This is a genomic window from Streptomyces regalis (assembly GCF_001509475.1).
Lineage (GTDB): Bacteria > Actinomycetota > Actinomycetes > Streptomycetales > Streptomycetaceae > Streptomyces > Streptomyces regalis.
This window is the reverse complement of sequence record NZ_LLZG01000198.1, coordinates 32340-55519: the sequence shown is the minus strand read 5'-3', so window position 1 is coordinate 55519 and position 23180 is coordinate 32340. Positions and strand designations below refer to the sequence as shown.

Sequence of the window (23180 nt, the reverse complement as noted above, 5' to 3'; positions counted from 1 at the left end):
TGCCTCTTTCAATTATGTTGCAGGCCTGACGGGGCCGCCGGGGCCGACGGGGCTGACCGGGACGGTGCCGTGCCTGGTCAGGCGGCCACTCCCTCCGCCAGCGCGCTGCGCAGCCGCCGGGCCTGGGCCACGAGGCGGGACGAGCCACGGCGGTCCGCGGTCCACGCCAGGTGCGGCAGTTCCCCGCGTGCCCCCGTTCGCTCGGCGCATTCCGCGGCCACGGCCAGGAGATCCGCGAGTCCTCGTGCCGGCGCGGCCGTCCCGCCGGTCGCGATATCGGCGAGCAGGACGGGCAGGGTGTGCCGGAGCATCCCCCAGATGGTGGCGTTCGCCCCCGTGGCCGCCGCCGTACGCGCCGACTCCACTAGCCGCGACGTCTTCACGGCTCCGCCCCGCACCAACTGCCCGAGATCCGCGCCCAGCCTGGCCGCGTCGAGTTGCCCGCGGGAAGCCAGCACCAGCAGGGCGTCCACGGCGGCGAGCCGGTCCTCCGGGTGCCGCGCACCGAGCCCGTACGCCACGGACAGGTGCACGGCCTGACCGGCTTCGCCGCCGGACTCGGCGAGGAGCGGGAGGACAGCGGCGGCACCGCGGGTGTCGTCCACGGCGACCGTGGACAGGTCGCACAGCAGCCTGACCGCGACGAGTTCACGCCGCTGGGGGAGGAGAGCGAGCCAGTGCTGCCGTATGGAGTCGTCCCAGTGGTAGCAGTGCCGGCGCTCGCGGTAGACGCTCACCGGCCGGCCGAGGGGCCGGAACTCCGGTGGGAAGTCCTCCTGCATCTCCAGGAGTTCACCGCATTCCAGCAGGATGCGCGCGCCGGCCGTTCGCCTTCTCTCCGCGGGCAGGGCCGGGTCCTGGGCGGTGAGCCACCTCGCGAGCCGAGTCCCTTCCGTGGTGCCGAGCGCGGCCGCACGGGACGCCGCCGCGGCCGCCGTACGGTCGTCGCGCCGTACCCGCAGCAGCGCCTGCGCGAAGTCGGCCGCCGAGACCCGTGCGCCGGCGCGCCGGTACTCGTCGAGGCGGGTCACGAGCTCGTCCGGTTCCAGCAGGCCCGTGCCCCAGGTGGGGGTGGAGAGCAGGAACGGCAGCGGTTCCGTACGGATCCGGTACGCCACCTCCCAGATACGGGCGTTGAAGGCACGGGCGAGGGCGCCGTGGACGCACTCGAACCCCGACGTCCCGTGCTGGACCGCGGCGTGGAGAGCGGCGGTGGGCACTTTGTCGAGCAACGTCGCGAGGAGGAGCTCCAGGCTGTGCGGCCGGTTGCCGAAGTAGTCGCCCGGCCGGATCTGCGGGGGCTCCGCGGTGGCCCACCACAGGCGCGCCACCACGGGGCCGAGCGCCTCGACCAGGGCATCCTTGTCATGGTACGCATGGCGCACCAGACCGTCCAACGTGCGCTCGAACGTCGCCACGTCCGCGTCGGACGCCAGCAACACACCGACCTCCTCGGCGAGTTCGGCCACCGACTCCGGCGCGGGCGCGACCCGTACCGGCTCGGGTGCGGGCGGCAGGACCTCCTCGTAGGGCACGGGCTCCAGGGTCGACGGAGCCACCCCCAGGCTCCGGGCCGCCCGCGCTCGCAGAACCGGGATCAGCTGTTCCGCGGACGACGCGAGTTCGTCCCGCACGTCCGCTCCCTGGACCTTGCCGACATGCCGTTCCACCAGTTTCAGCGCCCGCTCCTGCACCTCCGAGTCCTCGTGCCCGAAGGCCTGCGCGACGGCGGACAGCAGCTCCGCGACGGCGAACGGCTCGCGGGCGAGTACCTTGCCCAGCAGCACGAGCTGGGCGCGCACGAGCTTCTTCTCGGTGCGGAAGAGGACGGCGCCCGACATCTCGACCAGTTGGTGCGTGGTCAGTTCACCGTCCAGGGCCAGTGACGCGAGCACCGACTGGGCGTGCGCGGCCACGACCGATGCGGCGTCTGAGGCCAGTGCCAGCCAGTCCCCCGTGTGCTCCCGCTCCTCGTCCCGGGTCAGGGCGAACGCCCGCAGCATGCGCAGGAACACCCGGTGGTCGGAGGCCGGCCCGCCCCGCAGCAGCCGGGCCAGGCACGCGTCGACCGTCGCCTTGCGGTCCAGGACTCCCTCGGCGGTGAGCCGTGCGAGCGCCTCGGTCCAGCTGTTCGGACCCTCGGCCGGGGTCCACGCCAGACGGCTGCCGATGTCGTTCGTCTCGAAGAGAGCGGCCGCCAGCCGAGCGAGGTGCGGGTCCTTGCGCAGCCGGTCCAGGACCGTGTCGCCGCGCTGCCACACGTGCCCGATGTGCTCCACCCACCCGTGGACGTAGGCCTCGGTCGTCGGCACCGGGCAGCCGGAAAGCCGCACCAGACCTGCCATCAGTTCATACGGCACCCCAGCACCGACCGGCCGCTCGGCGATCCGGTGCGCCACATCGGCGAGCCAGCCGGGTGCCCGGTCGCCCAGGACGTCGATCAGCACTCCTGGTGACGCGGGCCACCAGCGCATGTCGGAGGCCGCCAGCCAACTCGCCACGCCCGCCGCACCGGTCTGACACGCGGCCCCCGCCGCATGCAGGGTCGGATAGGCGCGGCGCGACTGCGCCGTCCACTGATCCGCCCTCAGCTCTTTGCGCAGCGCCCTCAACTCGGGGAAAAGTGCACGCCGTTCGGCGTCCGTCATCCCGTCCAGCAGACTCACCGCGTCGGCCGTCCGCCCGGCCCGGACCGCGTCCATCAGCGAACTCATCGCGCACCCCCGTCGACCCCTGCCATGTCCCCCTGCGTCGAAGCGATGCCTCGCCGCACCATCCGCACCGCCAGCGCGTGCTTGCACGGCCCGCGCCCGCCCCGGTACTTCGCCCACCACAGACAACTGCAGCTGAGCACCCCCGCCTCGTCGCGCACCCGGTGCACATGGCCGTCCTCGGCCGTCACCGTCCCCAAGACGCCGTCCAGCGTGACCGCACCCGCCGACACCAGCGCGCGGGCCGAGCGCAACCGCGGATTGTGGCGCTCCACGCGCTCGGCGTCGTACGGCAGCTCCCGGTGGAAGTAGGCCGCCTCCGCCGTGTCGTACCCGACCCGCCCCGACGTGCCCAGGCGGATCAGAGCCGCCCGGACGCGCTCGGGCGTGAGGCCCGAGGCGGCGGCCAGGTCGGCGAGGTCGACACGGGGCTCCCAGGCGAGGAGCACCGCGATGAGCTCCGCGTCCTCGGCGACCTCGTCGGTGGCGAGCGCGTCGAGGACGCCGCCCTCGCCGGAGAAGCCGCGCGAGGTGTCCGGCGACAGCGTCAGTGTCAGCCGCATGCCGGGCAGGACCGCCTCCCAGGCACTGGCCGTCGCGGCGCCACCGCCGCTCACCGGGGGGCCGTACACCCGCAGGGCCGTGGCATGGCGCAGCACCCGCTGGAGCGCGACCAGCCGCTCCGGGCCGGGCAGGCACACCGCACCGGGCACCGCGCGCGTGGTCGGCCGCAGCCCGGTCCCCGAGGGCACCACCCACCGCGCGCCCACCGAAGCGCCGCGCGCCCCACCGCGCGGCAGCGCCCGCAGGAACCGCACCGCCTCGGCGGCCGGCAGCTCGGCCCGCAGGTCGAACCCTGCCGCCACCACCTGCGCCTCCGCGAAGCCCCGCAGCCAGCGGTCCGGCAAGGGAACTTTCTTCTCCACCACCGGGCCGTCCAGCGTGGTCACGGCCAACTCCTCCGGGCCCACCCGCAGATGCAGCGGATCATCCGCGCCGATCCTGGACAGGGCCTCGCGCAGGGGGTTGTTGACGTCGACGTTCGTCGTGCCGTGCCCCACCTCGCCGCCGTCGAGACCCGCGTCCAGCACGTCCAGGCGGGCGTAGACCCCGCAGCAGCCGGAGAAGGACTCGAAGCGCAGCCGGTCGCCGTTACCCGTCACCACCGGGTCGAGGGAGGCGCGCAGCTGTCGCTGGTAGTAGCGCGCGGCCGCCACGTCCGCCACCGCGAGCAGCCCGGCAGAGGCCACCTGAGGTGACGTCAGGAACCCGGCGAAGAACCGCGGATGATCCTCGACGCCCGCGGGCGTCGCACCCCGTGAGGTCTCCAGCCCCAGGCGCTGTCCGTCCACTGCGGACTCCAGCACGGAGGGTCGGCAATAGGCCACGGCCTGTAGAGATCGCGTCATGGAAAAACCGTAGAGGCGACCACTGACAATCGCCCTGACCTGCGAAAACCCGCTCTGCGAGCAGGAGTTCGGCAGGCGTCGTCCACGACCGGCACGACCGTGCCGCACACCGGGGGATGACACCGGTGCGCGGCACGGGTTTCAGGCTACGGGATTCACTGACCGACCCGGCCCGGCTGCAGCACCTGCGTGAACAGCACGGTGCCGTCCGACTCGCGCAGGCGCACCGTCAGCTCGCCGCTGCCGCCGTCGATGTCGACCTCGCCGAAGAACTGGTAGCCCCCGGCCGGCGAGACGTTGGCGGTCGTCGGCGCCTTGAGGAACACCCGCTCCGGGCCGAAGGTGTTGTCCAGGGTGTTCGCCGGGAACGCGCCCGCGTTGAGCGGGCCGGAGACGAACTCCCAGAACGGCTCGAAGTCGGTGAAGGCCGCCCGCGACGGCTGGTAGTGCTGGGCCGAGGTGTAGTGCACGTCCGCGGTCAGCCACACCGTGCCTGTGATCCTGCGGTGCTTGATGAACCGCAGCAGCTCGGCGATCTGCAGCTCACGTCCCAGCGGAGCGCCCGGGTCGCCCTGTGCGACGGCCTCGCTGTTCGGCTTGCCGTCGGTGGTGTCCGGCACCACCAGACCGAGCGGCATGTCCGAGGCGATCACCTTCCACACCGCACGGGAGCGGGACAGTTCGCGCTTGAGCCAGCTCAGCTGCTCGGCGCCGAGGATGCCCTGCGCGTCGGTCGTCTGGTCGTCCGTCGAGTTGGCGTTGCGGTAGGTCCGCATGTCCAGCACGAACACATCCAGCAGCGGCCCCTGATGGATCACCCGGTACACGCGGCCGTCGGGGCGGCGCAGGGTCGAGATGGGGAAGTACTCCGAGAACGCCTGCCGGGCGCGAGCGGCCAGGACGTCGACGTTCTTCTCCGTGTAACGGGCGTCGCCGAGGATCTCACCGGGGTACCAGTTGTTGGTCACCTCGTGGTCGTCCCACTGGACGATGGACGGGACCTGGGCGTTGAACCGCTTGAGGTTCTCGTCGAGCAGGTTGTAGCGGAAGTTGCCGCGGAACTCGGCCAGTGTCTCGGCGACCTTGGATTTCTCCTCGGTGGTGATGTTCCGCCAGGTGCTGCCGTCGGGCAGGGTGACGGCGGCCGAGATCGGGCCGTCGGCGTAGATGTTGTCGCCGCTGCAGATGAAGAAGTCCGGGTCCAGCGCGGCCATCGCGTCGTAGATCCGGTAGCCGCCGAAATCCGGGTTGATGCCCCAGCCCTGCCCGGCCAGGTCGCCCGACCATACGAAGCGCACTCCGTCACGCCGCCGCACGGAGGGCGTACGGAAGGTGCCGGTGACCGGCTCGCCGGTGCGGCGCGGGTCGTCCGGGTCGGCGAGCAGGACGCGGTAGTGGATCTGCTCGCCGGACGGCAGACCGCGCAGCCGGGTCGTGCCGGTGAAGTCCGTGTCGGCGCCGAGCAGCGGGCCCTGCCATCTGCGCGGGTTGCGGAACGATTCGGTCGCGGACGTCTCGACGATCATCCGGGCCGGACGGTCCGACCGCACCCAGACCAGCCCTGAGTCACAGGTCACGTCCCCCGCCTGCACACCCCAGCCCGCCTTGGGACGTCCCGACAGGGCGAACGCCGGTGCCGAGCCGAGCGCCGTGGGCAGGGTGAGTGCCGCCGAGGCGGCGAGCGAGCCGCGCAGGACGCTGCGACGGCCAGGGAACGGGCGGTGTGACATGGAGGTCTCCAGGGGCGGGATCCGGCCAGTGTGCAGTGCCACAACTACTGGTGCGCCGCAGCGCACACGCAAACCACAAGTGAACAACTGACCGCATCGGCAGGGGAACCGGGAAGTCACGCGGCGGACAGGCACTCGTACGGTTCCGGTCACCTACCGGCAGATGCGGAGCCCCGGCCGGCGCCCGCCTCGGCCATCAGCCGTACGCCCGCCCGGATCCGCGCGGGCGACTGGTGCGCGTATCCCAGGACCAGCCGCACGCCCGGCTGCCCGCTGTCAGTGGCACGCGCGTGTGCGTAGTCCGTCAGGGGACGCACCGCGACACCGGCCGCGGCCACGCGCGCGAGGAACCGTTCCTGGGGCCCGTACCGTTCCGGCAGTGCGGCGATGACGTGCAGACCCGCCGCGATCCCGGTCACCTCCGCGCCCGGAAAGTGCTCCTCCAGAGCGGCGACGAGGGTGTCGCGACGCTCCCGGTACGCGCGCTGGCAGCGGCGCAGCTGGCGGTCGTAGTCACCACGCTCCAGGAAGCGGGCGAACAGCGCCTGATCCAGGGTCGGATGACCGAGATCCATGGTCCGTTTGCGCTCGACGACGTCCTCGGCCAGTGACTCCGGCACGAGCAGCCAGCCGAGCCGCAGGCCCGGAGCGAGGGACTTGCTGACCGACCCCGCATACGCGACGCGTTCCGGGTCGAGCCCTTGGAGCGCACCGACGGGGGCACGGTCGTACCGGAAGTCGCCGTCGTAGTCGTCCTCGAGGACGAAGCCCTCGACGGACCGCGCCCAGTCGAGCAGCTCGGTGCGGCGACGGGCGGAGTAGGCGATGCCGGTGGGGAACTGGTGGGCCGGCGTCGTGACCACGGACCGTACGCCCGACTCCCGCAGGGGGCCCAGGGCGAGCCCTTCGTCATCGAGCGGCAGCGGCAGGGTGGTGACGCCGGCGGCGGCATAGAGGGCGTCGTGCTGCGGGCTTCCCGGGTCCTCGACGCCGACTTCGCGCATCCCGCGCGCGTGCAGCACGAAGCCGAGCAGCGTCGTCGCCTGCGCCACCCCCGAGACGACCACGATGCGCTCCGGGTCCGCGACCACGCCCCGGCGGCGAGCAAGCAGTGCGGCGAGCGCCGTACGCAGCCGGGGCAGCCCGCGCGGGTCGGGATAGCCGAGCTCGTGGTGCGGCAGCTCGGCCAGCACCCCGCGCTGGGCCGCCGCCCACGCGGCACGCGGGAACAGTGACATGTCGGGCGTCCCGGGTACGAAGTCGGCCTTGGCGTCGGTGGAGCGCGGAGCGAGGTCACGCGCGCGTGACCGGGCGGCCCGTACCGCTTCGCCCACCCAGGTCCCGGCACCTCGTCCGCTGCGCAGATAGCCCTCCGCCGTCAACTGCTCGTACGCCTCGGTGACCAGCCCGCGCGACACGCCGAGGTCGGCGGCGAGATCCCGGCTCGACGGCAGCCGCGTCCCCGGCGCGAGCCGCCCCGACCGCACCGCCTCACGCAGCGCCGCCTGCAGCGAACGCCCACGCGCGCGTGCAGGTGCCGACGCGGCAGGCAGGAGCAACTCCCAGGCCGGGGAGGGCACATGATGCTGCGCCTCGCCTGCGGAGGGTGTGGCAGGGGGCGCCTCCTGTCCGGTGGAACCGCCGGCTGGGGGAGCGGACGGTGCCGGCGGCCCGGCGGAATTGGTCTCCGATGGAGTCATGGAAGTGGACCTTAATCCGGACCGCGGCGCTTCCTAGCGTCGCTGCCATGAACGCCACCACCACGCGCGGTGCCCTTCTCGCCGCGCTCGCCTGTGTCCTCGTCGGAGGGTCCTTCACCGCCAACAGCCTCCTTGGCGACTACCCGTACGCAGGCGGTCAGTTCCTGCGCTACGGCCTCGCCGGTCTCCTGCTCGTCCCGCTGGCGGGGCGGGACGCCACGGCCCGGCTGCGGGCACTCGCCGCCCGTCAGTGGGCCCGCCTCGCGGTGCTCGCGGCCGTCGGCATGGTCGGCTTCAACCTGGCCGTCATCGCCGCCGAGCGCACGGCCGAACCGGCGGTTCCCGGTGTCTTCGTCGGCTGTGCGCCCGTGGTCGTGGCCGTCGTCGTCCCCCTGCTGGACGGACGCCGACCCCAACGCACCGTCCTGTACGGGGCGTTGATCGTCGCTCTCGGCGCTTTCGCGGTCCAGGGGTGGGGTCGTGCGGACGGCGCAGGCATCGCCTTCTCCGCGTGCGCGCTGGTGGGCGAGGTCGGTTTCGCGGTCCTCGCCGTGCCCATGCTGCGGCCTCTGGGACCGCGGCTGCTGTCCGCCACCGTGTGCGGGATCGCCGCCGTCGAGTCCGCGGCGGCCGGGCTGCTGCTGGACGGCACCACGTGGCTGCGGCGTCCCGACGCCACGGAGGCCGTCGCGCTGCTGTGGCAGGCGGTGGTCGTGACCGTCGTCGGCTTCGTGTGCTGGTACATGGGCATGCAACGGATCGGCGCCGAGCGCGCAACGCTCTTCTCCGGCCTCATCCCTGTGGCCGCCGCCTGCACCGCCCCGCTCGTCGGCACCGGCTCCTACGGCGCCGCCCAGGCCCTGGGCAGCGCCCTCGTCGGCGCCGGAGTCGCCCTGGGCTCCGGCGCGTTGAGGCGTGCCCCGCGCGGGTCAGCGGCTGCCGTCGAGGATGACGCGCGCGACCAGGGCCGGGTCGTCGTTCATCGGGCAGTGGCCGCAGCCGGGCAGCCTGACGAGACGCGCCCGGGGAATGATCTGCTTGGCGCGCACCCCTTGCCGGCGCACGAGCAGCCGGTCCCTGGCGCCCCACGCCACGGTGACCGGGATCCCGGGGATGTCGTCGGCGAACTGGACGGTCCGGCCGGCCCGGAGGGTCTGGTCGAAGCCCGTGGCCCGCGCCAGCGCGAGGGTCTCGGCGACCACGGCCTCGGGTGAACGGCGGCCCGGGCGGGCGTAGATGGTGCTGGTCAGGACCGTACGACCGGCCGCCGACCGGGACAGCTGCTCCACCAGCGGCACCGGCAGCCGCCGGGAGATGTGCCGCATCGCGAGCAGCACACCGAAGGCATAGCGTCGCTCGGCTTCGGACCAGAACCCGGCCGGGGACAGGGCGGTGACGGACCGCACCAGCTTCTCGCGGCCGAGTTCCAGCGCGATGAGTCCGCCCAGCGAGTTGCCCACGGCATGCGGCCGGTCGAGTTCCATGGCCTCACAGAAGGCCGCGAACACGGCCGTCGTCGTGGCCAGGTCGTAGCTGAGACTGTCCGGCAGGCCCGGCGACGCGCCGAACCCGGGCAGGTCCACGGAGATCACGTCGCGCTCGGCCGCCAGGATGTCCACCACCGGGTCCCAGACCTGCCGGTGGTGACCGATGCCGTGCAGCAGGAGCAGCGGCTCACCACGCCCCACGCGCGCGTAGTCGACGGTCACGCTCTGCGGGCCGCGGGGAGAGGGGACCTCGAAGGAGACGGTCGCGGACATGGGGTGCTCCTCGTCTGGGACACGCTGACGGACGGCGTAGACAGCTTGTCAGCAATTGCTACCGCCGGGTAGCCCCTGGCGTCCGGCGACCTGGAGGACGGATGACACTTCAACGCGTCCCGCGCCCCGCGGGGTTGACCCTTCACGCCCGGCGGCGCCGATTTCGCCTGGACACGGCCGGACACGTCGGCTGGGATGGTGAGGTGACCACCGACACCGAGACCGACGTCTTCGAAGAGCACCGCCCCGTTCTCCTGGGGGTCGCCTACCGCATGCTCGGCCGCGTGGCCGACGCGGAGGATGTGGTGCAGGAGGCGTGGCTGCGCTGGTCCGGAGCCGACCGGTCGCAGGTGCGCGAACCGCGCGGTTATCTGGTGCGCATCACCACCCGCCTCGCCATCGACCGGCTGCGCCAGGTCAAGGCGCGGGGCGAGACCTATATCGGCCCCTGGCTGCCGGAGCCGTACGTCACCGACTTCGGGCACACCGTCCCGGACAGCGCGGAGCGGGCCGTCCTCGCCGACTCCGTCTCCCTCGCCGTCCTCGTCGTCCTGGAGTCGCTGTCGCCGCTGGAGCGGGCGGTGTTCGTCCTCAGGGAGGCCTTCGGCTATCCGTACGCCGAGATCGCCGCCATGCTCGACCGCGGCGAGGCGGCGGTGCGGCAGCTGGCCGGGCGGGCCCGCAAGCACGTCGACGAGCGGCGACCGCGCTACGAGGTCGACCCCGTCCAGCGGCGCGATCTCACCGAACGGTTCCTGGCCGCGGCGGCAGAGGGTGACCTGGAGGGGCTCATGTCACTGCTGGCCCCGGACGTCCGCCTCGTCGGCGACAGCGGCGGCAAGGCCAAGGCGCCGGTGCGGGTCCTGGAGACGGCCGACAAGGTGGGCCGCTTCCTCGTCGGCGCCGCACAGAAGGGCGTCGCCGATGTGTCCTTCCGGTTCCTGGAGGTCAACGGTGGCCCCGCGGTGCTGGTGCGGTCCGGCGACAAGCCCGACAGCGTCTTCCAGCTGGACGTCCTGGACGGGCGCATCCAGGCCGTCTACATCATCCGCAACCCCGACAAGCTGACGTCGCTGGCAACGGCGTAGACCCCGCCGCCGCGGCACGGACGTGGCGGCGCACGCCACTCCCGTGAACGTTCCCGGCTATTGGTCTTGACCAAGCCTCAGGGCCGCCCTATGGTCGCAGAGAAGTGAAACAACCTTTAATAAACAAGGGCGCTAAAACGCCGATGGGCCACGGCGATTGCGGAGGACAGGGTGGGGACCACGCAGCTGGAATCGGTGCCGGAACCGAAGTACTGGCACCTGAGGACCGTGCTCACTGAGGCACTGGAATCCGAGTTCTCCGTTGGCGAGATCCTGCCCAACGAGCGCGACCTGGCCGCCCGCTTCGGCGTCGCCCGGGCCACGCTCCGCCAGGCACTGGAACAGCTCGAACTGGAAGGCAGGCTGCAGCGCCGCCGCGGTGTCGGTACGACCGTCGCGCCGCCGCGCGTGGGCGTGGCCGTCGGCACCGAGCAGCACGCCTGGCCGGGTGCGGCCGACGACGTCTGGCAGCCCGCGGACTGCACACTGGCGGTTCCGCCCGCGTCCGTCGCCGACGCTCTGGAGACCGGCCGGGACGAGGCCGTGCACATCGTGCGCCGCTCGCGCGTGACACACGGGCAGCCCGTCGCCGCCGAACTGCTCTACATCCCGCAGTCGTCGGTGCCCGACCTCACCGCCATCGACACCCCGTCCGGAGCGGCACGCGCGCGTGCCGTGCTGCGCGAGCTGCAGCGCCGGGAACTGGAGGGCCAGGAGAACGCCGTCGAGCTGGGCTCGGCCCGCGCGGACGACGCCAAGGAGCTGGACCGTCTGCCGGGGGCGCCCGTCCTCGTCGTGACCACCCGCTACATCGCCGAGGGCCGCACCGCGGCGCTCTCCGTCGCCACGTACCGGGCGGATACGTGCCGGCTGACCTTCGGCGACTCCGGCGGCGTCGAGATCCACCAGGACCCGGAACGCCGGGCGTCCTGACCGCCGTACCGACACATGCCTCGCGCCCCGGATCCCCTCCGGGGCGCGACGCGTTCACCAGCGCACCTGGCACTGCACCGGGGCGAACCGGCACCCACCGCTGAGGGTCAGCGACGCCCCGTCACCGTCCCCTCCACCGCGAACAGCTGCTCCTCGACATGGTCCAGAGCGAGCCGCAGCGCGCCCGTCGCCACCGCCGCCTCGCCGAGGAGCGACAGGGCCACCTTCGGCGGCCGCAGGCAGTAACGGGCCAGCTCGCGCCGCAGCGGCTCCAGTACGCCGTCCAGGCCGGCCGCCCAGCCGCCGATGACGACCAGCTCGGGGTCGAGAGCGAGGACGAGGGCGGCCACGTCGTGGACGAGGCGCTGGATGAAGCGGTCGACGGCCGCGAGGGCCTGCTGGTCGCCCTTCCGGGCCTGCGCGAAGACCTCGGCCACGGCGTGCTCGTCGAGGGGCCGCAGGGGCTCGTCCGTGGTGGACAGCAGGGTCTCCGGAGTCGCCTCACGGCCCAGCAGATGCAACGCGCCGATCTCGCCGGCCGCCCCGCCGAACCCTCGGTGCAACTTCCCGCCGATCAGCGAACCGGCGCCCGGGCTCAGCCCGGCCAGCACGAACACCACGTCGTCGGACTCGGCGGCCGATCCCTTCCAGTGCTCGGCGACCGCCGCCGCGTTGGCGTCGTTCTCCACCAGGACGGGGCACTTGAAGGACCGGCTCAGCCGCTCGCCCAGCCGCAGCCCCGTCCACTCGGGCAGCGCGGCGCCCAGCCGCACGGTGCCGTCCGCCTCGACGATGCCCGGCGTCGCGACTCCCACGGCCCGCAGCGAGCCGCGTGCGACACCGGCCCGGCGCAGCAGTTCGGCGACCGCCGTACGCAGCCGCTCGAGCCGCTCGTCGGCCGGAGCCGTCTCGTCGACGTCCTTCGCGATGGAGCCGAGCACCCGGCCGTCCAGGTCGGCGAGGAGCGCGGCGACCCGATGGGACCCGATGTCCACGCCCAGCAGATGACCGGCCTCGGCCCGGAACCGGAACCGCCGCGCGGGCCGCCCCTGCCGCCGGACGACACTCTCGTCGGCTGCCTTCTCGACGACGTAACCCGCCTCGATGAGGCCCTCGACGACGCCCTCGACGGTCGGGCGGGACAACCCGGTGACCCGGGTGATCTCCGTCAGCGTCGCGGCGTCCGTGGCACGCAGCGCGTGCAGCACCACCGCGGAATTGATCCTTCGCAGCAGCGAGGGATCCCCGCCGGTCAGCCGCCCCAACGTCCGTCCTCCCAGCTCGTGCGCATGTTGGGCGGATGGTACTCGCCGGGACGGACGCGGGCGAGGGGTGGGCACCCGCCGGCCTACTGACCGGTCCGTTTGCGGAAACCACCGGACGGGCCGTCGGGCCGCGCCGCGTCAGCTCGCCTGCCCGGATCACCCCGCCCGCCCGGATCACCCCGGCGCCACGAACCCCGACTCGTACGCCGTGATCACCGCCTGTGTGCGATCCCGCGCCCCGAGCTTGGCCAGGACGGCACTCACATGCGACTTCACCGTCTCCGTGCCGACGACCAGCCGGGCGGCGATCTCCGCGTTCGACAGACCGCGCGCCATCAGCCGCAGCACCTCGGCCTCCCGCTCGGTGAGCCGGGCCCGCTCCAGTACGGCGCGCGCCGCCCGGTTCCCTCCGTCGTCGCCGTACTGCGCGGCGAGCTGCCGCACCGAGGCGGGGAACAGCAGCGACTCGCCCTCGGCGACCAGCCGCACCGCGTGCACGATCTCGGCCGGCCGGGCCCGCTTCAGCAGGAACCCGTCGGCACCGGCCCTCAGCGCCTCGTACACGTACTCGTCGTTCTCGAAGGTCGTGACGACGACGATCTTCGGTGGCTCGTCCACCGTGCGCAGCACCGCGCGCGTGGCCTCGATCCCGTCCAGCAGCGGCATCCGCACGTCCATGGCGACCACGTCGGGCCGCAGCTGCCGCACGAGCGGAATCACCGCCGCCCCGTCGGCCGCCTCCCCGACGACCTCGATATCGGGCTGCGCCTCCAACACGGCCCGCAGACCGGCGCGTACGAGGGGTTCGTCGTCGACTAGGAGAACGGTGACCGGCATCCGGCCAGCGTAGATCAACTCAGCGGCAGCTCAACATGTACCTGCCAGTCCCCTTCGTCGGGGCCGGTCCGCGCCCGTCCGCCCAGCAGGGCCGCGCGCTCGCGTATGCCGCGCAAGCCGCTGCCTCTGCCGGGCCCGGGTATGTCGGTGGTGAGCGGATTGCGGACCTCCATGACGAGGGTGCCGTCCGTGACCTCGATGCGGATCCGCACCGGGACGGAGCCCGCGTGCCGCAGCACATTGGTCAGCGACTCCTGGAGGATGCGGTAGCCCTCCCGGGAGACAGGGCCCGGCACTGTCTCCAAGGGTCCGGTCATGTCGACGTCGACCTTCGCGCCGGAGGTACGTGCGGACTCCAGCAGCCGGTCGGCGTCCGTGAGTGTCGGCCTGCTGCTGACCGGCCGCTCGGACTCGCGCAGGATGCCGAGGACCCGCTCCAGGTCCTCCAGCGCGGCCCGGCCGGTCTCCTCGATGGCGTCCAAGGCCCGGTCCGTGAAGGCGGGGTTGCCCGCCGCGCGCGCGGCACCCGCCTGCACCACGGCCACGGTCAGGGCATGGCCGATCGAGTCGTGCAGTTCGCGGGCGATGCGGGTGCGTTCCAGGAGTTGCTCGGTGCGCTCCTCCATGGCAGCGAGGCGCTCGGCGGGGGAAGGGCCCAGGAGACGGTGGGCGAGCGCGGTGATGAGCAGGCCCGAGCCGACCACGGTCAGCGCCAGCACGCCCAGCGACAAGGGCGCGAGCAGGACATGCCACCAGTGGTGACCGTCGAGGAAGAGCAGCACGCCCTCCTCGACCTCGCGGCCGAACGCCGACGACACCAAGTCCACTGAGGCGAGCAGCAGTTGGACGATGAACATCGAGGTGGCACAGCCGAGCAGGAGCCGCGCCTCCAGCCACACGACGAGCCGCCCCCGGTCGCTCCAAGAGACAGACGGTGCGACGACGATGTCGGTGCTCGCGCTGTCGTGCCGGTGACCGGTCAGCAGCAGCCTTGCCTGCATCCCCTCCACGGTGCGCATCGCGGGCACCAGCCCGGCGGGGGCGAGCAGCACGGCCGCCAGCGCCCAGGTCCACCACGCCTCCTGGATGAACAGCAGCATCGACGGCCACACGATGGCGATGAACAGATGCAGCAATCGTGTGTACGTCACCGCCCGGCCGAACGGGCGCAGCAAGCGGACCATTTCGTCATCGTGCCAGCCACCACTGACAACGGACCTCCCCCGCACGGGGGAGACGAACTCCTCGCGCGGGGGAGTCCCCGACCCGTCACGAACGGCCAGGCTGCTGCCATGACCAGTATCGACGTCCAAGACCTCACCAAGGAGTACGGCGCCCGCCGGGCCGTGGACCAGCTCACCTTCCGCGTCGAGCCCGGCCGCGTCACCGGCTTCCTCGGGCCCAACGGCGCCGGGAAGTCCACCACCATGCGGCTCGTGCTCGGCCTCGACCGGCCGACCTCCGGAACCGCCGCGGTCGGCGGCCGAGCCTACGCGACGCTCCACGAACCCCTGCGCCACGTGGGCGCGTTGCTCGACGCCCGGGCCGCGCACGGCTCCCGCACCGCTCGCGACCATCTGTGCGTGCTGGCCGCGAGCAACCGCATCCCGAACCGCAGGGTCGACGAGGTGCTGGAGGAGACGGGGCTCGCGTCGGTGGCGCGGCGCCGGGTGAAGACGTACTCCCTGGGCATGCGCCAGCGGCTCGGCATCGCCGCCGCCCTCCTCGGCGACCCAGAGGTCGTCATGCTCGACGAGCCGTCCAACGGCCTCGACCCCGAAGGCATCATCTGGATACGCGGGTTGCTGCGTCGCCTCGCGGGGGAGGGGCGCACGGTCCTGGTCTCCAGCCACCTCATGAACGAGACCGCGTCCTTCGCCGACCACCTCGTGGTCCTCGGCCGGGGACGCCTGCTGGCCGACACCCCGATGCGGGAGTTCATCCACGCGCGCGTGGAACCCCGCGTCCGCATCCGCACCCCGGACGCCACCGCCCTCAAGACCGTCCTCGCCCGACATGGTCACGATGCCGTCCAGCACGAGGACGGGCACTGGACCGTGCACCACGCGCGCGTGGACGACATCGGCCGCCTGATCTCCCAGGCAGGCATCCCCGTCCTCGAACTCGCCGCGGAGGAAGGCACATTGGAGCAGGCCTATCTCGATCTGACCTCGACCGAGGCCGAGTTCACCGCACAGCCCCAGGAGGCCTGAACCATGGCATTCGCACCCGTACTCCACTCGGAGTGGCTCAAGATCCGTACCCTCCGCTCGCTGCCGGGAGCGCTGCTGGCGCTGTTCGCCGTGACCACGTCGTTCTCCGCGCTGGCCGGCACCGACGGCAGCTCCGACCCGGAGTTCGACCCGCTCTTCACGGCGCTGTCCGGGGTCCTGCCGGGGCAGATCGCGGCCATCTCGTTCGGGGCGATGGCCGTGTCGTCGGAGTACCACGGGGGTGCGCTCCGGCAGACGCTCGCAGCGGTTCCGCAGCGCGGACGGTGGTTCGCCGCCAAGGTGACGGCCATCGCCGTCCCGGCCCTGCTCGTCGGACTGATCACCGCCGTCACGGCGCTCGTCGTGGCACGCGCGGGACTCGGCTCCGTGGCGCGGGAGCTCACGGTCGCCGAACAGGTGCATGCGGTCCTGGGCTGCGGGATCTACCTCATGCTGATCGCCCTGTTCGCGGCGGGCCTCACCGCCCTGCTGCGCAGCGGCGTGGCCACCCTCTCCCTCCTGATCCCGTTCATCCTCGTGGTGTCGTTCGTGATCGGCGACGCCGCGGGCACCGTCGCGGACTTCCTGCCCGACAAGGCCGGCCAGATCGTCATGTATCAGACGTACGACGGCACCCTTGGGCCCTGGTCGGGATTGGCAGTGACGGCTCTGTGGACGGCGGCTGCGTTGCTGGCGGGAGCGTGGAGCGTACGGCGACGGGACGCCTGACCCCAGGGCGACTGACACCCAGCCAATTGCCGACTGACGCCCAGCCAATTGTCAGTGGGGGCCGGTTTACTGGATCACAGCGTGAGTGGCCGGAGGCGGACGATTGCCACGCCTACGAGGCAGCCGGGCGGCACCGGACGCTGGGTCACCCTGGCGGTGGCGGACCGGGACGACGAGAACCAGCCTCGGCTGTTCGTTGCCGTCACGGACATCGACCCGGTCTGACCCTCAGGCCTCCGCCGCCACCCGCAACCGCGCGAACTCCTCCGCCATCGTCTGCGCCGTCCAATGCGCGTTCAGCCCGCTCGGATTCGGCAGCACCCACACGCGCGTGTCCCCGATCACCCGCTCCTGCGGTCCCACCTGGGCCTTGCGGTCGTCGAACGCGGACCGATACGCGGTGACCCCCACGACGGCCAGCCAACGCGGCCGCAGCCGCGCCACCTTCGTCGCCAGCAGCCGGCCGCCCTCGCGGTACTCCTCGGCGCTCAGCTCGTCGGCCCGCGCGGTGGCCCGGGCGACGACGTTGGTGATGCCGAGCCCGAAGGACAGCAACTCGCCCTGCTCCGACGGTTTCATGAGCCTCGGCGTGAACCCGGACAGATGAAGGACCGGCCAGAAGCGGTTGCCGGGGCGGGCGAAGTGATGACCCGTCGCCGCCGTCATCAGACCAGGGTTGATGCCGCAGAACAGGACATGGAGACCGTCCGCGATCACGTCCGGCACCAGACGGTCGCGAGCGGTCTCCAACTCCTCGGCGGTGAAGCGCGTCAGAGGATCGCCCCGGGCGTGTATCCCGCGGCCTCGGGGCGCTGCTTCACGATCTCCTCGATGCGGCCCACCACGAGGCCGACCTGGTCGGCCGCGGCGCCCGTGAAGGACAGCTTGTCGGCCATCAGCGCGTCCAGCTGGTCGCGGTCGAGCGGGATGCGCTCGTCGGCGGCCAGCTTGTCGAGCAGCTCGTTGCGCTCGGCGCCCTGCTCGCGCATCGCCAGCGCGGAGGCGACGGCGTTCTCCTTGATCGCCTCGTGCGCCAGCTCACGGCCCACGCCCGCGCGCACCGCGCCCATCAGCACCTTGGTGGTGGCGAGGAACGGCAGGTAACGGTCCAGCTCACGCGCCACGACCGCCGGGAAGGCACCGAACTCGTCGAGCACCGTCAGGAACGTCTCCAGCAGCCCGTCCAGCGCGAAGAACGCGTCCGGCAGCGCGACCCGGCGCACCACCGAGCAGGACACGTCGCCCTCGTTCCACTGGTCGCCCGCCAGCTCGCCGGTCATCGAGGCGTAGCCGCGCAGGATCACCATGAGGCCGTTGACGCGCTCGCAGGAGCGGGTGTTCATCTTGTGCGGCATCGCGGAGGAGCCGACCTGGCCCGGCTTGAAGCCCTCGGTCACCAGCTCGTGCCCGGCCATCAGCCGGATCGTCTTCGCCAGCGAGGACGGTGCCGCCGCCAGCTGCACCAGCGCGGTCACGACCTCGTAGTCGAGCGAGCGCGGGTAGACCTGGCCGACCGAGGTGAACGCCTGCGAGAAGCCCAGGTGCCCGGCGATCCGGCCCTCCAGGTCCGCCAGCTTCGACGCGTCCCCGCCGAGCAGGTCCAGCATGTCCTGAGCCGTGCCCACCGGGCCCTTGATGCCGCGCAGCGGGTAGCGGCCGAGCAACTCCTCGACCCGGCCGTACGCGACGAGCAGCTCGTCGGCGGCGGTCGCGAAGCGCTTGCCCAGCGTCGTGGCCTGCGCGGCGACGTTGTGCGAGCGGCCGGCCATGACCAGCTCGCCGTACTCGCCGGCCAGCTTGCCGAGGCGGGCCAGGACGGCAACCGTGCGGTCGCGCATCAGCTCCAGCGAGAGCCGGATCTGCAGCTGCTCGACGTTCTCCGTGAGGTCGCGGGACGTCATGCCCTTGTGTACGTGCTCGTGCCCGGCGAGGTCGTTGAACTCCTCGATCCGCGCCTTCACGTCGTGCCGTGTGACCTTCTCGCGCTCGGCGATGGAGGCCAGATCGACGGTGTCCAGGACGCGCTCGTAGTCGGCGATCGCCGCGTCCGGCACCTCGATCCCGAGGTCCTTCTGGGCCCGCAACACGGCGAGCCAGAGCTGCCGCTCCAACTTCACCTTCTGCTCGGGGGACCAGAGCGTGGCGAGCTCGGTGGAGGCGTAGCGTCCGGCGAGGACGTTCGGGATGCGGGGCTTGGCGGGCGCAGAAGTCACGTGCACGGAGTTTACCCGCCGCCCGGAGGGGCCCCGATCGTCCATACGGTCCGGAGCGCCCCGGGGCAGGGCCGCCCGCGCATACGGGCGATCGGGTGAATTCCCTGGTCGTCGACGCGTCCCGTTTCTAAGACCTCCATATCTCGTTCATAGTCTGCAGGTCGTGGCGAGTTTGAACATGTGGCATCACGGCTCCTGCGATGACCTTGCGAATTCCGGCAATCGACAAGATCGCGTCAATGACCGACGTCGGATTCCCCATTCCGCCTGAGAGAAAGACAACGAGAATGCGACAGGCCCTGACCAGGGGGTTGATCGTGGCCGCCGCCGCGACCAGCACCCTGTCTCTATACGGCACATGGGCGTCTGCGGCCCCACGCATGCACGGGACGGTGGTGAACTCCGCCGCTGCACTGCCGGGCCGTTCGGATCCATGGGACTCGGACGGGCCGGAGGGGCTGGAGGACAAATTCGGCGAGATGCAGGAAAAATTCGGCACGATGCGTGAAAAATTCTATGAGCTGAATGACAGGCTCAGTGGGATGGATCACCCGGAGCCCGTTTCCGGAAACGACACCGGCTATGGCGACTCCGGCTACGGCCAGGACAAGCCGAAGGACCACGGCTACGGCCAGGACAAGCCGAGCGACCACGGCTACGGCCAGGACAAGCCGAGCGGCCACGGCCACGGCTACGGCGACGAGAAGCCGAAGGATCACGGCTACGGCAAGGACAAGCCGAGCGACCACGGCTACGGCAAGGACAAGCCGAGCGGCCACGGCTACGGCAAGGACAAGCCGAGCGACCACGGCTACGGCAAGGAGAAGCCGAAGGACCACGGTTACGGCTACGGCGAGGACGAGTCGAGCGACCAGGGCTACGGCTACGGCGAGGACGAGTCGAGTGGCTACGGCTACGGCAAGGAGGAGCCGAAGGACCACGGATACGGCAAGGAGGAGCCGGATGAATGCGGCTACGGCTCCTGCTACGGCGACTCGCCCGAACCCGAGCCCAGCAAGACGCCACCGCCTCCCCACAAGCCCGAGCCGACACCTCCGTCCAAGACACCGCCCACGAAGCCGGATCACCCCAAGATGCCCGAGACCGGCACCAACACCGCAGCCATCGTCGGAGGCATTGCCGGCAGTGGGGCGCTGCTGGTCGGCGGAGCCTTCCTGTACCGGCGAAGCCGGGCCGCGCGTCAGCAGTAGCGCACACCTGTGACAGCGCCCGGTGTTCCGCCAGGGAACACCGGGCGCGTCCCGTTCTGCGGCCCTACGCCCCCGGGCCCTCGTACGGCACCAGCTCCGGCCGCTTCGGCGGCAGCCCGTCCCCGGACGACCGTCCCGTGAGCCGCCGCCCGATCCACGGCAGCAGATACTGCCGAGCGAACCGGGCGTCCGCGATCCGCCGGGCGGCCCACCCCGGCGGCAGGGTGGCCGGCATCGGCGTGTGCCACTCCGTGTCCTCGGGGTCGTAGCCGAGCGCCTGCCACACTGCCTCCGCGACCCGGCGGTGCCCCTCAGCCGTCAGATGCAGCCGGTCCACGTCCCACATGCGGGGGTCGCCGAGCGACGGGGCCCCGTACAGGTCGACGACGACCGCGCCGTGCCGCTCGGCCAGCTCGTCGACGCAGGCGAACAGCTCCTCCATGCGCGGCCGGAACCGCTCCAGGACCGGCCCCTGCCGCCCAGGGCTGCGCATCAGCACCAGCTGCCGGCACGACGGGGCGAGCTTCTCCACGGCCTCCTCCAGGAGCCCGCGCACCCGCCCCATGTCGCACTTGGGCCGCAGCGTGTCGTTGAGCCCACCGACCAGCGTGATCACATCGGCGCCCATCGCGGCCGCCACGTCGACCTGCTCCTCGACGATCTGCCCGATCAGCTTCCCGCGCACCGCGAGGTTGGCGTACCGGAAGTCGGGTGTGCGGGCGGCCATCCGCCCGGCGAGGAGGTCGGCCCAGCCCCGGTAGGAGCCGTCGGGGAGCAGGTCCGACATGCCCTCGGTGAAGGAGTCGCCGACCGCGACCAGGCTGGTGTGAGTGGGGTTCGTCTGCATGGCGACAGAGATGGTATCCCGGCTCCATACCCGTCGGTCGGTCGGCCCGGGTACCACCGCAGCCGGCACTCAGGCGGAACCCGGCGTCAGGCCCGCTGCCCGAACAGCTCCCGCAGCACGTCCTCCATGGTCACGAGCCCCGCCAGCCGGCCGTCGCCGCCGATCGCGGCCGCCAGATGCGTACGGCTGCCCCGCATCGCCGTGAGTACGTCGTCCAGCGGCGTGCTCTCCCGCACGCGCGCGATGGGCCGCATGTCACGCACCTGGAACGGCACGTCCCGCGGGGAGGCGTCCAGCGCGTCCTTCACATGCAGATAGCCCACGATGCGGCGGCTCTCGTCGACGACCGGGAACCGGGAGAAGCCCGACTCGGCCGACAGCCGCTCCAGCTCCTCCGGCGTGACGCCCACGCGCGCGTAGACGACGCGTTCCAGCGGAAGCACGACGTCACGCACCGGCCGACGGCCCAGTTCCAGGGCGTCGTGCAGCCGCTCCCGCGCGCGCTCGTCGATGAGGCCGGCCTCGCCGGAGTCGCGCACCAGGCGGGCCAGTTCGGCGTCCGAGAAGGTCGCGGTGACCTCGTCCTTCGTCTCGACGCGCAGCAGCTTCAGCAGTGTGTTGGCGAAGGCGTTGATCGTGAAGATCACCGGCCGCAGCGCCCGGGACAGCGTCACCAGCGGCGGACCGAGCAGCAGGGCGCTGCGCACCGGCTCGGCCAGCGCGATGTTCTTCGGCACCATCTCGCCGAGCAGCATGTGCAGATACGTGGCCAGCGCCAGCGCGATCACGAAGGACACCACATGCCCGGCACTCTCCGGGACGCCCACCGCGTGGAACACCGGCTCCAGCAGGTGCTCGATGGCGGGTTCCGCCACCACACCGAGGACCAGCGTGCACAGCGTGATGCCGAGCTGCGCGGCGGCCATCAGCGCGGATACGTGCTGCAGGCCCCACAGGACGCTCTTGGCGCGTCGGTCGCCCTGGTCGGCGTACGGCTCGATCTGCGAGCGCCGCACCGAGATCAGCGCGAACTCGGCGCCCACGAAGAAGGCGTTGACGACCAGCGTCGCGAAACCGATGAGCAGCTGTACGGCGGTCATCGTCCGCCCTCCTTGTCGTTCTCCGCCGCGTCGTCGAGCGGCGCGTGCAGCAGCACCCGCGCGGCACGGTGGCCCGCGGCGTCCACCACGTCCAGCCGCCAGCCGGCGACCTCGACACAGTCACCGACGGCGGGGATACGGCCGAGCTCGGTCGCGACGAGCCCGGCCAGCGTCTCGTACGGTCCCTCGGGCGCCCTCAGTCCGACGCGCGCGAGCTGGTCCACCCGCGCCGCCCCGTCGGCCGAGTACAGCGCCCGGCCCTCGTCGTCGCTCCCCGCGGTGGCGAGGTCGGGCGTCTCGTGCGGGTCGTGCTCGTCGCGCACCTCGCCGACGACCTCCTCGACGATGTCCTCCAGCGTGGCCACGCCCGCCGTACCGCCGTACTCGTCGATGACCACGGCCATGGTGCGCTTGCCGGACAGCCGGTCGAGGAGCCGGTCGACGGTGAGTGTCTCGGGGACGAGGAGCGGCTCGCGCATCAGCTCGGCGACGGAGACGCGGGGCCGGCTCTCGGCGGGCACCGCCAGGATGTCCTTGATGTGCGCGGTGCCCACGACCGCGTCGAGGCTGCCGCGGTAGACGGGGAACCGGGACAGGCCGGTCGCTCGCGTGGCGTTCGCCACGTCCTCGCAGGTCGCCAGGGCGTCCAGGGCGATGACCTGGACGCGCGGGGTCATGACGTTCTCCGCGGTCAGATCGGCCAGGTTCAGGGTCCGTACGAAGAGCTCGGCGGTGTCCGCCTCCAGGGCGCCCTCCCGGGCGGAGTGCCGGGCGAGGGCGGCCAGTTCCTGGGGGCCGCGTGCGGCCGCCAGCTCCTCGGTGGGTTCCACCCCGAAGCGGCGCACGACGCGGTTCGCCGTGTTGTTGAGGTGGGTGATGAAGGGGCGGAAGAGCGCACTGAACCAGCGCTGGGCGTTTCCGACCGTCTTGGCCACGGCCAGGGGCGAGGAGATCGCCCAGTTCTTGGGCACCAGCTCGCCCACGACCATCAGCACGATGGTCGACAGGCCTGTGCCGATCACCAGCGCGATCGAGCCGGCCGCCGAGCGGGATATGCCGAGCGACTCCAGCGGGCCGGTGATCAGCCTGGCGATCGACGGCTCGGCGAGCATGCCGACGACCAGGTTGGTGACCGTGATGCCGAGCTGGGCGCCGGAGAGCTGGAACGTCAGATTCCGTACGGCCTTCAGGGCGCCGGCAGCGCCCCGCTCGCCGCGCTCCACGGCCCGCTCCAGCTCGCTGCGCTCGACCGTGGTCAGCGAGAACTCGGCCGCGACGAAGGCACCGCAGGCGAGCGACAGCAGGATCGCCACCAGAAGGAGGAGCACTTCGGTCATCGGGTCACCTCCGTCCCATGGTCGGACAGGGTGGGGAGGAACGCGCGATGTCGAGTACTGGGAGGCTCGCCCATGGGCGGACGCTCACACCTTTCAT

19 protein-coding genes and 1 pseudogene are annotated in these 23180 nt (G+C 72.0%); 7 read left to right on the top strand and 13 right to left on the bottom strand.

All coding sequences use genetic code 11. The features are described 5' to 3' along the window. Window positions 1–77: 77 nt before the first annotated feature. The 4 genes from ADL12_RS22060 to pdxR all read right to left on the bottom strand — a co-directional run bounded on the left by ADL12_RS22060 (window position 78) and on the right by pdxR (window position 7550). Window positions 78–2714, bottom strand: a complete 2637-nt coding sequence (locus ADL12_RS22060; protein ID WP_062704404.1) for a DUF7824 domain-containing protein — start codon at window positions 2712–2714, stop codon at window positions 78–80. Then, on the bottom strand, window positions 2711–4120 hold the full coding sequence (locus tag ADL12_RS22055; RefSeq protein ID WP_062704403.1) for an SWIM zinc finger domain-containing protein: 1410 nt from the start codon (window positions 4118–4120) through the stop codon (window positions 2711–2713). The genes ADL12_RS22060 and ADL12_RS22055 overlap by 4 nt, the downstream gene beginning before the upstream one ends. A gap of 155 nt (window positions 4121–4275) precedes the next feature. Next, window positions 4276–5850 carry an alkaline phosphatase D family protein gene (locus tag ADL12_RS22050; protein WP_062704402.1) on the bottom strand — a complete coding sequence of 525 codons (1575 nt, stop codon included), beginning with the start codon at window positions 5848–5850 and terminating at the stop codon, window positions 4276–4278. A 149-nt stretch (window positions 5851–5999) separates the two neighbouring features. Next, complete coding sequence (pdxR, locus tag ADL12_RS22045; protein ID WP_244188001.1) at window positions 6000–7550, bottom strand: MocR-like pyridoxine biosynthesis transcription factor PdxR; 1551 nt, start codon at window positions 7548–7550, stop codon at window positions 6000–6002. On the opposite strand from pdxR, the pseudogene ADL12_RS50760 reads away from it, so the two are divergent. Continuing rightward, window positions 7541–8386, top strand: a pseudogene (locus ADL12_RS50760) (EamA family transporter); the annotation flags it as partial. The gene pdxR and the pseudogene ADL12_RS50760 sit on opposite strands and share 10 nt — an antisense overlap. Window positions 8387–8479: 93 nt before the next feature. Here the strand turns inward: ADL12_RS50760 and ADL12_RS22035 are convergent. Further along, window positions 8480–9310, bottom strand: coding sequence for an alpha/beta fold hydrolase (locus ADL12_RS22035; protein ID WP_062704399.1), 831 nt, complete (start codon window positions 9308–9310; stop codon window positions 8480–8482). A gap of 203 nt (window positions 9311–9513) precedes the next feature. Between ADL12_RS22035 and ADL12_RS22030 the strand changes: the two genes are divergently transcribed. Next, window positions 9514–10398: an RNA polymerase sigma-70 factor gene (locus ADL12_RS22030; protein WP_062704398.1), complete on the top strand. Its 885-nt coding sequence runs from the start codon at window positions 9514–9516 to the stop codon at window positions 10396–10398. A 171-nt stretch (window positions 10399–10569) separates the two neighbouring features. After that, on the top strand, window positions 10570–11331 hold the full coding sequence (locus ADL12_RS22025) for a GntR family transcriptional regulator (protein WP_062704397.1): 762 nt from the start codon (window positions 10570–10572) through the stop codon (window positions 11329–11331). Between the two features lie 107 nt (window positions 11332–11438). Here the strand turns inward: ADL12_RS22025 and ADL12_RS22020 are convergent, their stop codons facing one another. The 3 genes from ADL12_RS22020 to ADL12_RS22010 all read right to left on the bottom strand — a co-directional run bounded on the left by ADL12_RS22020 (window position 11439) and on the right by ADL12_RS22010 (window position 14617). Continuing rightward, window positions 11439–12596 carry an ROK family protein gene (locus ADL12_RS22020; protein WP_062704396.1) on the bottom strand — a complete coding sequence of 386 codons (1158 nt, stop codon included), beginning with the start codon at window positions 12594–12596 and terminating at the stop codon, window positions 11439–11441. 174 nt (window positions 12597–12770) lie between these two features. Then, window positions 12771–13433, bottom strand: coding sequence for a response regulator (locus ADL12_RS22015; RefSeq protein ID WP_062704395.1), 663 nt, complete (start codon window positions 13431–13433; stop codon window positions 12771–12773). Between the two features lie 14 nt (window positions 13434–13447). Then, window positions 13448–14617 (bottom strand): sensor histidine kinase, encoded by a 1170-nt coding sequence (locus tag ADL12_RS22010; RefSeq protein WP_062704394.1) that lies wholly within the window; start codon window positions 14615–14617, stop codon window positions 13448–13450. A 108-nt stretch (window positions 14618–14725) separates the two neighbouring features. Here ADL12_RS22010 and ADL12_RS22005 point away from each other — a divergent pair, with 108 nt between their 5' ends. The 3 genes from ADL12_RS22005 to ADL12_RS54130 all read left to right on the top strand — a co-directional run bounded on the left by ADL12_RS22005 (window position 14726) and on the right by ADL12_RS54130 (window position 16600). Beyond that, entirely contained in the window at window positions 14726–15646 is a 921-nt protein-coding gene (locus tag ADL12_RS22005) for an ABC transporter ATP-binding protein (protein WP_062704393.1), read from the top strand. A 3-nt stretch (window positions 15647–15649) separates the two neighbouring features. After that, window positions 15650–16375, top strand: a complete 726-nt coding sequence (locus tag ADL12_RS22000) for an ABC transporter permease (RefSeq protein ID WP_062704392.1) — start codon at window positions 15650–15652, stop codon at window positions 16373–16375. Window positions 16376–16456: 81 nt separating this feature from the next. Then, window positions 16457–16600, top strand: coding sequence for a hypothetical protein (locus tag ADL12_RS54130; RefSeq protein ID WP_159053242.1), 144 nt, complete (start codon window positions 16457–16459; stop codon window positions 16598–16600). Between the two features lie 3 nt (window positions 16601–16603). Here the strand turns inward: ADL12_RS54130 and mug are convergent, their stop codons facing one another. Together mug and purB are read right to left on the bottom strand one after the other, a co-directional pair. Next, window positions 16604–17149: a G/U mismatch-specific DNA glycosylase gene (gene mug / locus ADL12_RS21995; RefSeq protein WP_079052197.1), complete on the bottom strand. Its 546-nt coding sequence runs from the start codon at window positions 17147–17149 to the stop codon at window positions 16604–16606. Then, window positions 17146–18588, bottom strand: coding sequence for an adenylosuccinate lyase (purB, locus tag ADL12_RS21990; protein ID WP_062704430.1), 1443 nt, complete (start codon window positions 18586–18588; stop codon window positions 17146–17148). Before purB ends, mug begins: the two co-directional genes overlap by 4 nt. A gap of 542 nt (window positions 18589–19130) precedes the next feature. Between purB and ADL12_RS21985 the strand changes: the two genes are divergently transcribed. Then, window positions 19131–19799 carry an LPXTG cell wall anchor domain-containing protein gene (locus ADL12_RS21985; RefSeq protein ID WP_062704390.1) on the top strand — a complete coding sequence of 223 codons (669 nt, stop codon included), beginning with the start codon at window positions 19131–19133 and terminating at the stop codon, window positions 19797–19799. Window positions 19800–19863: 64 nt separating this feature from the next. On the opposite strand, the gene ADL12_RS21980 is transcribed toward ADL12_RS21985, so the two are convergent. From ADL12_RS21980 to ADL12_RS21970, 3 genes are all read right to left on the bottom strand, one after another. Further along, entirely contained in the window at window positions 19864–20646 is a 783-nt protein-coding gene (locus ADL12_RS21980) for an SGNH/GDSL hydrolase family protein (protein WP_062704389.1), read from the bottom strand. Window positions 20647–20732: 86 nt separating this feature from the next. Then, window positions 20733–21746, bottom strand: coding sequence for a hemolysin family protein (locus tag ADL12_RS21975; protein WP_062704388.1), 1014 nt, complete (start codon window positions 21744–21746; stop codon window positions 20733–20735). Continuing rightward, complete coding sequence (locus tag ADL12_RS21970; protein ID WP_062704387.1) at window positions 21743–23083, bottom strand: hemolysin family protein; 1341 nt, start codon at window positions 23081–23083, stop codon at window positions 21743–21745. Before ADL12_RS21970 ends, ADL12_RS21975 begins: the two co-directional genes overlap by 4 nt. Window positions 23084–23180: the final 97 nt, after the last annotated feature.